Origin of the sequence: Brevibacillus parabrevis (assembly GCF_003710905.1) — a bacterium.
In the GTDB taxonomy this organism is placed as follows: Bacteria; Bacillota; Bacilli; order Brevibacillales; family Brevibacillaceae; genus Brevibacillus; species Brevibacillus parabrevis.
The window spans coordinates 124074-137452 of record NZ_RHHV01000019.1 but is presented as its reverse complement, the minus strand read 5'-3'; the positions used below and the strand labels follow the sequence as shown (position 1 = coordinate 137452).

General features: G+C 54.5%; 16 protein-coding genes. 9 read left to right on the top strand and 7 right to left on the bottom strand.

All coding sequences use genetic code 11. The features are described from left to right. Positions 1-39: 39 nt before the first annotated feature. The 6 genes from thiO (at position 40) to EDM60_RS24275 (ending at position 4978) form a co-directional block, all read left to right on the top strand. Entirely contained in the window at positions 40-1176 is a 1137-nt protein-coding gene (gene thiO, locus EDM60_RS24300) for a glycine oxidase ThiO (protein ID WP_122966240.1), read from the top strand. Positions 1177-1254: 78 nt separating this feature from the next. After that, positions 1255-2199, top strand: a complete 945-nt coding sequence (locus EDM60_RS24295) for an LSm family protein (protein WP_122966239.1) — start codon at positions 1255-1257, stop codon at positions 2197-2199. A gap of 144 nt (positions 2200-2343) precedes the next feature. Further along, a complete protein-coding gene (locus EDM60_RS24290) occupies positions 2344-2742 on the top strand; it encodes a YugN family protein (RefSeq protein WP_122966238.1) in 399 nt (132 codons plus the stop codon). Between the two features lie 185 nt (positions 2743-2927). Then, positions 2928-3725 (top strand): NAD kinase, encoded by a 798-nt coding sequence (locus EDM60_RS24285; protein WP_122966237.1) that lies wholly within the window; start codon positions 2928-2930, stop codon positions 3723-3725. A gap of 20 nt (positions 3726-3745) precedes the next feature. After that, entirely contained in the window at positions 3746-4468 is a 723-nt protein-coding gene (locus EDM60_RS24280) for an MOSC domain-containing protein (protein ID WP_122966236.1), read from the top strand. Between the two features lie 21 nt (positions 4469-4489). After that, positions 4490-4978 carry a YbaK/EbsC family protein gene (locus EDM60_RS24275; protein WP_122966235.1) on the top strand — a complete coding sequence of 163 codons (489 nt, stop codon included), beginning with the start codon at positions 4490-4492 and terminating at the stop codon, positions 4976-4978. Between the two features lie 67 nt (positions 4979-5045). Here the strand turns inward: EDM60_RS24275 and EDM60_RS24270 are convergent, their stop codons facing one another. The 6 genes from EDM60_RS24270 to EDM60_RS28850 form a co-directional block, all read right to left on the bottom strand. Continuing rightward, on the bottom strand, positions 5046-5561 hold the full coding sequence (locus EDM60_RS24270; RefSeq protein WP_122966234.1) for a GNAT family N-acetyltransferase: 516 nt from the start codon (positions 5559-5561) through the stop codon (positions 5046-5048). 42 nt (positions 5562-5603) lie between these two features. After that, positions 5604-6338: an exonuclease domain-containing protein gene (locus EDM60_RS24265; protein ID WP_122966233.1), complete on the bottom strand. Its 735-nt coding sequence runs from the start codon at positions 6336-6338 to the stop codon at positions 5604-5606. Positions 6339-6351: 13 nt separating this feature from the next. Beyond that, a complete protein-coding gene (locus tag EDM60_RS24260; protein ID WP_409362249.1) occupies positions 6352-7335 on the bottom strand; it encodes a DUF294 nucleotidyltransferase-like domain-containing protein in 984 nt (327 codons plus the stop codon). 79 nt (positions 7336-7414) lie between these two features. Next, the gene (locus tag EDM60_RS24255) at positions 7415-8749 is read right to left on the bottom strand and encodes an ammonium transporter (protein ID WP_122966231.1); all 1335 of its coding nucleotides are present in this window, start codon (positions 8747-8749) and stop codon (positions 7415-7417) included. 119 nt (positions 8750-8868) lie between these two features. Next, a complete protein-coding gene (locus EDM60_RS24250; RefSeq protein ID WP_122966230.1) occupies positions 8869-10113 on the bottom strand; it encodes an MFS transporter in 1245 nt (414 codons plus the stop codon). A 141-nt stretch (positions 10114-10254) separates the two neighbouring features. Then, positions 10255-10416, bottom strand: coding sequence for a hypothetical protein (locus EDM60_RS28850; RefSeq protein ID WP_167470374.1), 162 nt, complete (start codon positions 10414-10416; stop codon positions 10255-10257). Between the two features lie 157 nt (positions 10417-10573). Between EDM60_RS28850 and EDM60_RS24245 the strand changes: the two genes are divergently transcribed. Then, positions 10574-10912, top strand: coding sequence for a toprim domain-containing protein (locus tag EDM60_RS24245; protein WP_122966229.1), 339 nt, complete (start codon positions 10574-10576; stop codon positions 10910-10912). 81 nt (positions 10913-10993) lie between these two features. After that, positions 10994-11200, top strand: coding sequence for a hypothetical protein (locus EDM60_RS24240; RefSeq protein ID WP_122966228.1), 207 nt, complete (start codon positions 10994-10996; stop codon positions 11198-11200). Between the two features lie 40 nt (positions 11201-11240). Here EDM60_RS24240 and EDM60_RS24235 read toward each other — a convergent pair whose 3' ends face one another. Then, complete coding sequence (locus EDM60_RS24235; RefSeq protein ID WP_063230485.1) at positions 11241-12020, bottom strand: undecaprenyl-diphosphate phosphatase; 780 nt, start codon at positions 12018-12020, stop codon at positions 11241-11243. Between the two features lie 202 nt (positions 12021-12222). Here EDM60_RS24235 and EDM60_RS24230 point away from each other — a divergent pair, with 202 nt between their 5' ends. After that, positions 12223-13140, top strand: coding sequence for a CvfB family protein (locus EDM60_RS24230; protein ID WP_122966227.1), 918 nt, complete (start codon positions 12223-12225; stop codon positions 13138-13140). The last annotated feature ends 239 nt before the right edge of the window (positions 13141-13379 follow it).

The window sequence follows — 13379 nt, the reverse complement described above, 5'->3', positions numbered from 1 at the left end:
GGATCAGGAGAGAGATCACAACAGCGAGGAGAGAAAAACGTGGGCGATTGTCTCATAGTGGGTGGAGGAGTTATCGGTTTAAGTCTGGCGTATGAATTGTCACGCAGAGGGATGGGCGTCACGTTGGTTGAGCAAGGAGAATGGGGCGGACAGGCGTCCTCGGCAGCAGCGGGCATGCTCGCGCCGTTGAAGGAGTTTACAGCGCCCGGTCCCATGCTCGATTTCGGCATGACGTCGCTGGCTTATTATCCGCAGTGGGCGCAAGAGTTGGAGGAGTTTACCGGGGGCGATGTACAGCTCAGCCTGGAGGGGCTGCTCACAGTCGCGCTCGACGATGGTGAGCAAGCACAGTTGGCAGAGAAATTTCGCTGGCAAAAGGACGCGGGGCATAGCGTGCACTTTTTGACGGAAAGGCAGCAATTGGCGGAGGTGGAGCCGCTGTTGACAGACAAAGCGCAGGCAGCGATTTACTCCCCGTACGAGGGGCACATCAACAATCGCATGTTGCTTCGCGCTTTGGTGACAGCGTGCAAGCTGCAAGGAGTTGTGCTGCATTCCGGCTGTGTCGTGAGCGGCATCGCGGTAAAAGGCGGGAAAGTAGTTGGCGTGGACAGCTCGCTCGGGCCGTTGCGCGCCGCGCATACGGTGATCACTTCGGGAGCGTGGGCAGGTGTCATGCTGGACTTGCTGGGTGTGTCGGTTCCGGTGCGTCCGGTTCGCGGTCAGATTGCCGCTGTTTCCTCTGTCGGCATTCCGCTGCGCACCGTCATTTTTGGCACGACGGGATATGTGACCCCGAAAAAAGACGGCAAAATCGTGCTTGGCGCAACAGAAGACGAGAGCGGCTTTCAGCGCGAAGTGACGATGGCGGGGTTAGCCAGCATCCTGAACGGGGTCATGCCGTACGTTCCGGCCTTGCATTCAGCCGCTTTTCTGGAGGCGTGGGGCGGATTGCGGCCAGCTACGGCGGATGGCAAGCCATTGCTTGGGCCTGTACCTGGATGGGAAGGGCTGTCGATTGCCGGAGGGCACTTCCGCAACGGCATTTTGCTCTCGCCCGCCACAGCGAAGTGGATGGCGGACTATCTGGAAAAAGGAGAGCGGGAGCAGCTCGCCCCGTTTTTGCCTGCGCGCTTCGTAACAGAAGAAAACGTCAGCGCACATAAAATGGGCTAGTCTTGCCTGCAAACCGGAACACCTCCCCATGGGCACATGTATATGGTAATAAAGAGCACCAGAAGGGGAGGAGTTTCCATGCAGGATGAAAAAAACCTGTACCAGGCTGACGTCCAGACGGTCAGTCTGATCAAGGATATGCGCGAAAATGTGCACAACATATGCAAAGAACACGTCGAGAAAAAAGTGCGCATTGAAGCGATAGACGGCCAGATTTTTGAAGGCGTGATCGTGGATTTTGACGATCAGAATGTATACGTTGAAGTGGACGACCCGGATGCGGAAGAAAACGACTATGAATATGAAATCGAAGAGGTAGCCAGCCGGAAATCGCCCGGCGACTGGGGAATGCATCAAGATTGGAATCCTTACGGAGGGTATCTCCCCTACGGCGGCTATCAGCCGTACGGCGATGTCAGTCCGTTTAGCAGCAGCAGCCAGCCAAATCGGCGACCTCCAGGGGGGCAAGTCAGTCCGTACGCCGATGACTGCTATCCTTACGCTCCGATGACTCCGTTTGGCAGTCCAGGTCAACCGTTTGGTCAGGTGAGTCCGTTTGGCAGCCCGGGTCAACCGTACGGTCAAATGGTTCCGTTTGGCAGTCCGGGTCAACCGTTTGGCCAAGTGAGTCCGTTCGGCAGCCCGAGTCAACCGTACGGCCAGATGAGACCATTTGGCAGTCCGAGCCAACCGTACGGCCAAGTGAGTCCGTTTGGCAGTCCGAGTCAGCCGTTTGGTCAAGTCAGCCCGTTCGGCAGCCCGAGTTTTCCGTACGGCCAGATGCAGCCGTTCCCGGACGGCAATCCATTTTTTAGTCCGTACGGCGGATTCAACCCGTACATGAGCCCTTATCCGCCTTTCCCGCCGCAGCCATGGTATCCGTTTCCGCCGCCACCACCGCCACCGCCAGTTCCTCCGGCTGCGGTTGTCGTGCCGAAAAGAAGGCGCCGTCGTCCTTGCCGCAGAGGCAAAAGAATCATTCCACTCGCTTTGTTTACATTGCTTACGATCGCCCTGCTCTAAAATCGGGAGCATGCAAGCCTCTTTGCCAGCGGATGATTGGCAGCGGGGCTTGTTGTGTGTTTGAAGAGCACGGCTGTGCGAGTACAACCTGCCCTTTTGTCGCACACTATCCATAAAATGTGACGAAGGCAGGAGGATTACCAGATGAAAAAAATACAGAGCAGTCTCCCCGGAACGAAGGCGACGTTCGGCTACTTTCGCGAGTCGCTTGAGCCGCATTTTACGCTGGCTAACTGGGACTATGAGCAAGGCTTTTTTGACCGGACGCTGGATGATCAAAACAGGGTCTACCTTCGCTTGCCTGTAAAAGTTTTGCAAGGGGAGCTGGACAGCCCGGATGCGTGGCTGGAGCTTGGCGAGCCGTTTGTTTTGCGTCATGTGTACAACACAGGAGTGGAAGAAGATATCGGCTACTACGCGCCTGTCGCTTCGGCAGTGATGAACCAGTTTCAGGAGCCGATCGACAAGGATGCCGACATTGACCCGAGATGGATTCGCAAGGCGGAGGCAATCGTGAAAGAGCTGGAAAATCGCCTTGGATGACGGGTGGGCCTTGCATGAGGCCCGCTTTTTCTTTTCCGGGGGAATTTCGCGCGGGATCGTTCCAGGAAGAACGCTGGTAAAATCCATTTCGGTTTCCATGCATCTCCTTTTTTCATGTGGTATAGTGAGATCAACAAACAAGCGTACTTGACCGCTTCGAAGGATAAAAGTGAGGGCAGACCAGCATGAAGATTGCGACTGTACTGCGAAATGACGATTATACACGGGAAGTAGAGAATTTGCTCAAGGAAAAGCTGAAGGAGGCTGGCAGCTCGTATACTTTTGTGAATGGAACCGATGAAGAGCCGGATATGGTGCTCTCGATTGGCGGAGATGGAACACTGCTGGAAGCCGTTCACCAATACGGGATGGAGCCGGCTTACGTCGGGATTCATACAGGCCACCTCGGATTTTATGCAGACTGGCGGCCGGAGGAGCTGGACGAATTTGTCGACAGGTTGCTGCACGCCCAGCCGGCGATTTCGGAGTATCCGACCGTCCAATGCCGGATTGAAACCGCTGATGGCAAGCAATACGATAAATGGGCGCTGAATGAAGTTGTCTTGCGCAATGCGTCTTTGTCGACGCTGGTTGCTTGCGTCTACATTAACGGCGATGAGCTGGAGACGTTTCGCGGAGACGGCTTGATCGTCTCTTCGCCGTCAGGCAGCACGGCATACAACAAGGCTGTAGACGGGGCGATTGTGCATCCGTCGATTGAGGCCATTCAGCTTTCGGAGATCGCCTCGATCAACAACCAGGCATACCGGACGATCAACAGCTCGCTTGTTTTGCCCAAGCATCATGAAGTAGAGCTGATTGTCATGAACCCGGAGATCATGATCGGGCTGGACCGCGAACAAGGCGTGTGGACAGGCGTTCGTTCCATTACTTGCCGCGTGGGCCAGGGCAAAGTGAAATTCGCGCGCTACAAGCGCCTGACCTTTTGGGGCAGGGTACGCAACTCGTTTATCAAAGGCTAGATAGAGAGGGAGAGGGTTGCATGAAAAAGGTAGGAGCATTGCAAAGCATCTATCGCCATCCTGTGAAGGCAATGCGCGGGGAACTACTTACATCAACCGAGATCGATGCTTTTGGGCTGTACGGGGATCGCGTGTATCGCTTTTGGGATGATACACGGCCCGGAAAATTTTTGGGCGCAGACAAAGTTCCAGCTCTTATTGGCTATTCTGCAACCATGGAGGCAAAACAGAGCGAGGAAGAGTATCCGCAGGTGCGAGTCGTAGCGAGCGACGGCAGCGTTCACGAGTGGGGGGAATCGCTTTTTTCCCATGTAGCGGACACCGCCAAGCGACCTGTTACGCCTTTGCGCAGCATTCCTTCGGAGGGCAAGCAGGACTGGGAAGAACATATTTTGCTGGTGACAGACGCTTCCTTGCGCGAGATTGCCCGCCAGATCGGCAGCGAATGGGTTGACCCGAGACGCTTTCGCGGCAATCTGATCGTTGTGCTGGATGACGACGAGCCGTTTGCAGAAGATAAATGGATAGGAAAAAAATTGAAAATCAACGATGTTACGCTGCAAGTAACGATGCATTGCGTGCGTTGTGTGTACGTAAACATTGACCCGGATACGCTGCAGAGGACCCCGGAAGTATTGAAGGCATGCGTGAAGCGCCACGACAATCACTTCGGAGTATACGCTTCCGTGGTGGAGACAGGCACGGTATCCTGCGGTGACGATGTGTACGTGCTGGAAGAGTAGTGTGCAAGGAGGAGAGCAGCTATGCAAGAGACAAGCCCCTTGGAGAGAGTTCGCGCATTTGTCAAACGGTACGATCCGCAGCTGGAGCCGATTGTGTATGAACAGCCTCTTCCTACATCGGAAGCGGCCGCAGCAGCGTTGGGCAGCGAGGTAGGACAAATCGCCAAGTCGATCCTGTTTCGCTCCGGCGACCAGTTTGCGCTTTTTGTCGCGGCAGGCGATGTCAAGATACACCCGAAGCAGGTGAAAGCTGCGCTCGGTTCGGGAAAAGCGAAAATGGCTTCCATGGAGGAAGTCGAAAAGGTGACGGGCTATCGTGTCGGGGCTGTCTGTCCCTTTGCGTTGGAGCAAGAAGTGCCTGTAATCGTGGACACTTCGCTGCGGCGCTTCCCTGTCGTCTATACCGCCGCTGGCATTGCCGAGTCGCTTTTGCCAGTCACGTATGAGGCGTTGCTAGCGATGACCAATGCCGTCGAAGTAGATGTGGCGCAGGCCCCGCAAGCTCCGTAGCCAGTAGCGTAGATAAGCGTGAAAAAAGGAAGCTCTCGCAAGCTTCCTTTTTCTTGTTTCGAGCCTGTTAACGACTGAGCGAGGAATGTTCTTGCCCAAGCAGCAGCTGGTAAAAATAAACGTCGTGCCACTCGCCGAATTTGAAGCCTACTTCTTGAAACCTTCCGGCAAGCGTGAAGCCGAATTTTTCATGCAGTTTGACGCTCGCTTCATTGCCGCCGACAATTCCGCTAATGACGGTATGGTAGCCCAGTTGTTCTGCCCGCTGCAAGATTTCGCTCAGCAGGGCCGTTCCGATGCCGCGTCCTCGCTGTTCTGCATCGATGTAGACGGACAGCTCGACCGTTTGGTTGTAAGCGGGTTTTTCGCGAAAAGTGGAAAGGCAGCAGTAGCCGACGACTTCTTGCTCCCATTCGGCGACGATCAAAGGATGGTTTTTGTTGTGCTTGTGAAACCAGACTTCGCGCTGGGCAATGGTCTGTGGCTCCAAGTCGAATGTCGCGACCAGGTGAGTGATCGCATGATTGTAGATGCGTAGCATGGAAGGCAAATCGCCCAAAACAGCGTCTCTGATGTGCAACATGGGAACCGTCTCCTTTGAGATCCAAACGATAAAAGTCACATTCTAGCGCAAAGCTTCATATACCTCCCGGAGACTCGTGTATCCGGCTTTTTGTGCTTTTGTCAAATACGTCGCCCAGAGCGTCCCGCAAGCTACGGCGTCACAATAGGCATGGTGCCTGCGGGAGATCGGGATGTCGTGCAGGGCGCAGAGGGCATCCAGCGATCCGTTGCCGATCGGGTTGCTCAACAGGCGAATGAGCAGCATCGTGTCCAGCATCCGGTGTGTCAACGGACGCCGACTCGTTTTCCACAGGGCCGACCGGAAAAATTCGCGTTCGTGGCGGGAGTGATGGGCGACGAGCGGACGATCTCCGACGAAGCGGAAAAACCGCGACAACGCCTCCAGAAGCTCCGGGGCGTCTGCGGTCATTTCGTCGGAGATTCCGGTCAGCGAGCTGACGTGTGGCGGGATCGTCCGCCCGGGATTGACGAGCGTGTAAAACGAATCTCCAAGCAGCAGCTTCTCGCCGCGCATGGCGACCGCGCCAATCGAGATGATCGCGTCTCCGTGGTCCGGGTAAAAGCCCGTCGTTTCCAGATCGACCACCACTACCTCCAAATCGGCAAGCGGTATGTTTTCGCTGGAATCGACACGCCTGGCTTCTTTGGAGATGGAGCGCAAGTACGCTTGATGCTGCTTGTCGTCCTCGCCAAGCCCCCACTTCCAGTCGCCCGGTACGCCTGTCATGCCGCGATTCATGTTCCACAGGCGGCCGATGAAATCCCATTTTGCCAAGCGCGTCTCCCCCCTATCCTTTGAAGCTGGACGGGAGTTTGGCCGTCATTTTTTGCAGGCGGATAGCCAGCTTCATCGCCTCGCGCATCGATACGGCTGAATCGGGGGAAAGCTTGCTCAGCTTGATGTAGCTGTTGCTCGTATACAGACCGTCCTCCCAATGGAGAAAGGCGATCAGGCGCAGTCCCTGGATCAGCCGAAAATGTGCCGCTACTTCGTCGCAAAAGCTTTTGCTCCACACGCCTTTTTCCGCCAGTTGGCCCAGCCTCTCCAGCGTCGAGCTGGCGAAGATGCCGTGCGCCAGGGCGAAATGCCGCACGCAGTTGACGATCGGCAAATAGATGCCGTATTTGATGTTGACGGCTCCGCGAAAACGGCCAGTGACTTCAGGCAGGACGCGCCCGAACAGACCAAGCGGCACCCGGTAGTGCAACGTGTTGCTGACCAGCCGATCCAACAAAAACGTATTGCCAGCCAAAAGCTGCCTGAATCGATCCAATACCGGGGTGAAAATAGCGGATTCCCCGTACAGCACGCGCACGTCGCTTGCCAGAAGCAGATAGCGAGCATTTTCCCAGACGGGATGCGAGATCCAGCGGTCCAACTGGTCGACCCATTGAGCGACACTGCCGCGCCATCTGGGGGAAAGGCATGTTACGTTGCCCTGGCAAGGCGGATAGCCCGCTTCCTCCAAACCGGAGACGACAGCGGCTGCCAGCAGTTGAAAATAGCCGTGAACGGCCTCAATCTCTTGTTCGTTGAGGTGATCAGGAAGATCGTAGACAAGCCCGTTGTCCTGATCGCTGATGATGGCTTGCTCGAACCGCCCGCCGCTGCCGAATTGCAAAAAGGCAAACGGCACAGGCGGGGTGCCAAGCCCCCTTTTCGCCAAGGAATCGACAGCGAGCAGAACGCCTTGGCGAATCAGGTTGTCGTGAATCAAATTGACGACAATGGAAAAGGGAGCCATCTCGCCAGCCCGGTTCAAGTCGCGCATAGGAGACGGGTCCAACAATTCATGCCGAATCAGCGCAAGCTCAGCAAATGAATTAACCTGTCTAATCCGCTCGATTTGCTCAGGTGAGAGTGTGAGAGGTGCTGCTTTGGTGGGATGCTGCCGGGCGCATGCGCTCAGGTTGCAGTAGTTCGGGATAACCATATCCCCCGTGTTCGCTAAGGTCAAGACCAACCACCTCTTCTTCTTCTGTGACTCGAAGCCCGATTGTCGCTTTCAAAACAGACAAAATCACATAAGCTACCACAAAGACGTAAGCCATGGAACCGGCGAGGCCGAGCGCCTGTACGCCCAATTGGTGCAAGCCTCCGCCGTAAAACAGTCCGGCACCGCCGACGCCGACTTTTTCAGCAAGCTCCGGCGTCGCAAACAAACCAGTGGACAAAGTTCCCCAAATTCCTGCCACACCGTGAACGGAGAAGGCAAAGACCGGATCGTCAACGCCCAGGCGATCAAACCAGATGGATGTATAAAATGTAAGAATACCTGACACAGCTCCGATGACAACAGCAGCCCAAGGATCGACGAAGGCGCAAGAAGCTGTAATGGCGACGAGAGCAGCCAGCACGCCGTTCAGCATGCTCGGGATGTCGGCTTTGCCCATGACGATCCACGAGATGGCGAGCGCGGCTACTGCACCTGCGGCGGTAGCGAGATTGGTAGTGACGGCGATGTAACCGAAAAATCCGGAAGTGCTGCCCAGCGTGGAGCCGGCATTGAAGCCGAACCAGCCGATCCACAGAAACAGGACGCCGAGCACGGAGTAAACCTGGTTATGGCCGGGGATCAGATTGGAGCTGCCGTCGCGATTGTACTTGCCGATGCGCGGCTTCAACAGCACGGTAGCGACGAGCGCGACGATGGCTCCTTGCAGATGGACAACCGTCGAGCCAGCGAAGTCTTGCATCCCGAGCTGTGCGAGCCAGCCTCCGCCCCATACCCAGTGACCGACGACCGGATAGATGAGGACGGTAAACAAGACGCTGAAAATAAAGTAAACGGACAGCTTGGCTCGTTCGGCGAAACCGCCCCAGGCGATTGCCAGCGAAACCGCGGCGAAGGCTAGTTGAAACAGAAAGAGAATGGAAATGGGAACCGAAGCGGCGGAAAAAGCGGAGAAGGCGTCTTTTTGCAAGCCGTCGAAGAAGAAGCCCGTTAGACCGATAAAAGAATTGCCGTCTCCAAAAGTCAGGCCAAAGCCGAATGCCCAAAAAGCAAGGGAGCAAATGCCGAAGGTGAGGACGGTTTTGCCTGCCACATGGCCTGCGTTTTTCATCCGGGTCGAGCCAGCCTCAAGCAGGGCGAAACCTACCTGCATGAGAATGACGAGGATGGCTGAGATCATGACCCATGTGGCATCAATGGCGGACGAGAGTTCAGTGAGAGTCGGTTCCATTCATTCCACTCCTTTTTTGTGTTAGATAATCTAACATCATTTTTATTTATGTCAGATTATATGACGTGAAAATTGGAAATGCAATTGTTTTTTCACAAAGAAAAACACCAATCGCGCATTCATAGCGAAGCGGATTGGTGTTGCTCACGGGATGTTCGTTTGATGATGGCAAAGCCTGCAGCAGACATGACGACGAGGAACAGGCTGCTCGCGAAAAACAGTTGCTCAACGGGCCAGCTGCCAAGCCATATGGCCCCAAGACTGCTGGACAGCATGGAGAAAAAGGTAAAGAAAAGCATGTTGATCGAGAAAATTTTCCCTGTACTCGCTCCGGCCTTGACCTGAATGGCCGTGACGGTCGGGATGCCGATAAACGGTCCGCCGACCCCGGCTACTGCGGCTCCGAGAAAAGCGACCCAGTGCATCGCCCCGCCAGCGGCGAGCAGCATGAACCCGCCAGCTTGCAACGTCCAGCCGATCATGATGACAAGCAGGTACTTCGTGTAGTACGCACGGGACATGTAGAGGCTGCCGAGCAGATTGCCCACCCCGTAAAAGCCCATCAGCATCGCGAGCGTACTGCCGTTGCCTTGTTGCATGCGCTCGGCCAGAAAAGGAAAGCCGACGCTGTAGCAAACTTGCCAGACGAGAAAGCCCATGTTGCTAAACAGCAAAATCAGGAACAACATCCGGCTTTTTTTTAACTCTCGCACGCCTGTGGCAATATCGCGCACATACTGTCCGGGAGTCATTTTGGCAGCCGGACCGTTCCGCGTATCGGTCAAAGAGACGCGAATCGCATACAAGAAAACGACAGACAGCAAGTAGCTCGTAGCGTTGACAAAAAACAGAGCGGAAAGCGGAACGATGGAAGCGATAAGTCCGATTGTCATCGGCGCTGCGATCCGAACGGTGCGAAAAGTCGTGTCCAGGATGGCATTCGCGCGTCCAAGCTGTTCGAGTGACACGACGGTTTTCAGCGCGACAGTGCGGGCTGGTTGAAACAGGCTGGAGAACAAGCCGAGTAAAAATTGCGCGACCAGAAAAAAGGAAAACTGCTCGATGCCCATGGCGGCCATGATGCCAACTCCGATCGCCACAAAAATACGGGCGACGTCGGCTCCGACCATCAGCAGGCGCGGATTGTACCGATCAGCCAGCACGCCGCCGATCAGGTAAAAAAGCAGTCCGGCCACCATTTCCGGTATGGCCAGCAAGCTGAGCGCCGTCCCTGACTTGGTCGCTTGCAGCAAGTACCAGAGCAAAGCAAAACTGTAGCATTGGTCGCCGATGTTCGCAGTCAATTGCGCCAGCCACAGCTTCAAAAAAGACGGATTCTTCCATAATGATGCCGATGGGTCCACAAGTAATCGCTCCGTAATCAGAAAGTTTTGATCTTAGCGTAGCAAGGCGGAGGAGGAAAGTAAAGGAGCCAGCGGGTGTGCTTTTTTTGGCAAACGTGGACGCATGGAAAAACGGCTTCTGTGGAAGAAGCCGTTACACCGTTACCCTTGTGTGGTGTTGTCTTCGCGATTGTGCTGATTGTGTTGCTGGGAAGAGCCTTGGTTGCTTTCGGTATGCGTATCATCCGCCACCGTGCTGCTGGTCAGTCCGCTGACAGCCAATCCTTTTTGGTTCAAGTTTTTCGCGCTTTTGAATTTGGACATCGCGTGTTCCCCCTTCATAACGTGGCTTCTTTATTTACGATGTCTAGCTTGCGGCATAACTACTCGCCCCACATTTTCCCGCAGGGCGACTGTCTTTCCTAAAGGCGCAAGGTATACTATAGAAAGAAAATGCTTGAGTGATAAAGGAGGGGATGGCATGGGGAAGTGTGTCATCATCGTGGAGGGGAAGACAGACAAGGAGCGATTGCTTCGCGTACTGGCCGAGCCTGTGACCATCTTTTGCACGTTTGGCTCCTACAGTCAGGAGAAAGGCGAACAGCTTCTGGCCCAGGCAGAATCGGCGGAAGAAGTGTATTTGTTTACAGATGAAGATGACAGCGGAAAAAAATTGCGGGCGAGCTTATCCGAAGACTTCCCGCACGCCGGACATCTGCACACTCCGAAAATGTACCGGGAAGTGGCAGACACGCCACTTCCTGTTCTGGCGGAAATATTGGAACGGGCCGGATTTGCCGTGATCGTGCCGGCTCCTTGATCTGGTACAGAGATCAGGGGATAAAACCTCCCTCGATCGGCTATAACAGTAGTAAATGGATTGGTGGAGGTGCAAAGACACTTGCGCGGCTTGATGACGTTTTTGAACAGGATGAACATCCTGGTATGGCTTGTGGGTATTTTTATCGCTCATGCGCTGCTTTATCTCGCCTTGGGAACAGCTACGTGGCTGGCAACTTCCCTTTTGGCGACCGCTTTTTACGGGATTATTCTTTTGGTAGGCAAACTGATCGCCAGTCGTTATCCTGACAAGGAAGAGAGCAGATAAAAAGCCGGCTATGGCGCAGCCGGCTTTTTTCCTTTTGGCTTCACCAGCCGAGATATTGCATCGCCAAAATCAGTGCCCCCAGTACCCAGACGTAAACGGCAAAGCCTTTCATCGAGCCTGTGCTGATGATTTTCAGCATCCAGCGAATGGCGACGTACCCGGCTAGTCCGGCGCAAATTGTTCCGACGAGCATCGGGATCAGGAGGGCGGTATGGAGTGGCGCCGCCGCCAGCTTGGCTGTTTGCAGCACACATGCCCCGAGGATGGCTGGCAAGGAAATCAAAAAGGAAAAGCGGGCAGCGTCAGCCCGATCAATCCCGCGCATGAGCGCTCCGGCTATCGTCAGTCCGGAACGGGAGATGGCGGGAAGAATCGCCGCTCCTTGCAGAGTGCCGATGATCAAGGCATCCGCATAGCTGATGTCGTCAAACTTTCGCTGACCGCGCCGCATGGACTCTACAGCCCAAAGAATCGCCCCTGTCGCGAGAAACTCCCAGCCGATGGTGATTCCGCTGCGGGAAATTTCTTCAAAATAGTCCTCGAACAACAGGCCAATCGCCGCAGTCGGGATCGTTCCGACCACGAGCAGCTTGGTCAGCTTGGACAACGGGTTCAAGACGATATAGCGGATTTGCGGCCAAAACACGATGACGACAGCGATCAGCGTGCCGAAATGGAGCATCGTGTCAAAAAGCAGCCCGACCTCCTGCATGCCAAACAGCTTTCGGAACAAGACGAGGTGGCCTGTGCTGGAGATCGGCAAAAATTCAGTCAAGCCTTGAACAATCCCGAGAAAAATATGTTCAAGAAGTACGAGCATGGATAGCGGTCACTCCTGTCTGTTGGCAAAATGAAACCGGGGTACAAGCCGGGTCTTACTGTCATATGTATGTTCGCGAAGACGAGACTTGCCTTTTTTTAGGCGGAAGCTTTGTTCTCGCGAGAAAAAAGTAGTGGTATTTTCCTGGCCGGGATGGGTATAGTTAGTGTGCATATAGGAAGAGAGTGAGGAAGAAAGAAGCATGTACAAAAAGACAAAACGCGAGCCGCAGAAGGTTGCTACTGCTGCTACTGGCAATTTGCAGGCGGGCATGACACTGGAAATGAAGGTGGCGCGAAAGACCGAGATCGGCTATTTCCTTCGCGCGGGCGACGACGAAGTTTTCCTGCACGAAAAGGAAGCGCACGAACGGTTGCATTTGGACGATGAGGTGGAAGTGTTTTTGTACCACGACCACGAGAATCGATTGGCCGCGACGATGGATATGCCGTATGTCGGCATGGGCGAGTATGGCTGGCTGGAAGTTGTGGACATTTCCCCGCGCATGGGAGTTTTCCTCGATAACGGGATCAAAAAAGATTTGCTTCTGTTCGTCGACGACCTGCCCAAGCTGAGCGATGAGTGGCCGCGCCCGCGGGATCAGATTCTCGTTACGTTGAAACAGGACAAGCTCGGACGTCTGCTGGCCAAGCCTGTGACAGAAAATGAAGTAACCAAAATTGCCGCCATGGCAGGAGCAGAGATGCTGAACAAGCAGGTGGAAGGCACGGTCTACAAAGTCATAGCGGCAGGCGCGTTTTTGCTGACGGAGGACGAGCATATTTTGTTCATTCACCGCGATGAGATGGTTGGCCGACTCCGTTTGGGCCAGACTGTGACCAGCCGCATCAGTTATGTGCGCGAAGACGGCAGGCTGAACGGTTCCATGAAGGAACGCAAAGAAGTGCAGTACGGCGAAGATGCCGACAAGCTGCTGCGCTATTTGATCAATCGGGACGGAGCCATGCCTTATACAGACAGTACCGAACCGGATATCATCCGCGAAAAGTTCCAGATGAGCAAATCCAGCTTCAAACGTGCGCTTGGCAAGCTCATGAAAGAGCGTCGGGTGGAACAAGTAGACGGGTGGACGAAAATCGTTCGTCACGAGGAAGACTAATAAAGCGAAACCCTCTCAGGTGCGCACACTGCTTCAAGCCGAAGCCAAGCGCCAGAGAGGGTTTTTTGTTATTGTGGCGAGAGAATGGAAAGAATTGTAACACTTGACTAAAAAAACTGCAAATTCCCATTGAAAAATATAGTAAAATAGGAAAGGCAACGTAGGTGAGTGGAAGAGTAGGCAGGCGGATTGCCTGACGCAATTGTCTATCTATTTAGAAAAAGAGGGTCGCTCAAAGC

Excerpts from the sequence above, each read along its gene's own strand:
- EDM60_RS24295 (WP_122966239.1), top strand. The coding sequence starts at position 1,255 with ATGCAGGATGAAAAAAACCTGTACCAGGCTGACGTCCAGACGGTCAGT.
- EDM60_RS24290 (WP_122966238.1), top strand. The coding sequence starts at position 2,344 with ATGAAAAAAATACAGAGCAGTCTCCCCGGAACGAAGGCGACGTTCGGC.
- EDM60_RS24285 (WP_122966237.1), top strand. The coding sequence starts at position 2,928 with ATGAAGATTGCGACTGTACTGCGAAATGACGATTATACACGGGAAGTA.
- EDM60_RS24280 (WP_122966236.1), top strand. The coding sequence starts at position 3,746 with ATGAAAAAGGTAGGAGCATTGCAAAGCATCTATCGCCATCCTGTGAAG.
- EDM60_RS24275 (WP_122966235.1), top strand. The coding sequence starts at position 4,490 with ATGCAAGAGACAAGCCCCTTGGAGAGAGTTCGCGCATTTGTCAAACGG.
- EDM60_RS24270 (WP_122966234.1), bottom strand. The coding sequence starts at position 5,561 with ATGTTGCACATCAGAGACGCTGTTTTGGGCGATTTGCCTTCCATGCTA.
- EDM60_RS24260 (WP_409362249.1), bottom strand. The coding sequence starts at position 7,335 with ATGCGCGACTTGAACCGGGCTGGCGAGATGGCTCCCTTTTCCATTGTC.
- EDM60_RS24255 (WP_122966231.1), bottom strand. The coding sequence starts at position 8,749 with ATGGAACCGACTCTCACTGAACTCTCGTCCGCCATTGATGCCACATGG.
- EDM60_RS28850 (WP_167470374.1), bottom strand. The coding sequence starts at position 10,416 with ATGTCCAAATTCAAAAGCGCGAAAAACTTGAACCAAAAAGGATTGGCT.
- EDM60_RS24245 (WP_122966229.1), top strand. The coding sequence starts at position 10,574 with ATGGGGAAGTGTGTCATCATCGTGGAGGGGAAGACAGACAAGGAGCGA.
- EDM60_RS24235 (WP_063230485.1), bottom strand. The coding sequence starts at position 12,020 with ATGCTCGTACTTCTTGAACATATTTTTCTCGGGATTGTTCAAGGCTTG.
- EDM60_RS24230 (WP_122966227.1), top strand. The coding sequence starts at position 12,223 with ATGTACAAAAAGACAAAACGCGAGCCGCAGAAGGTTGCTACTGCTGCT.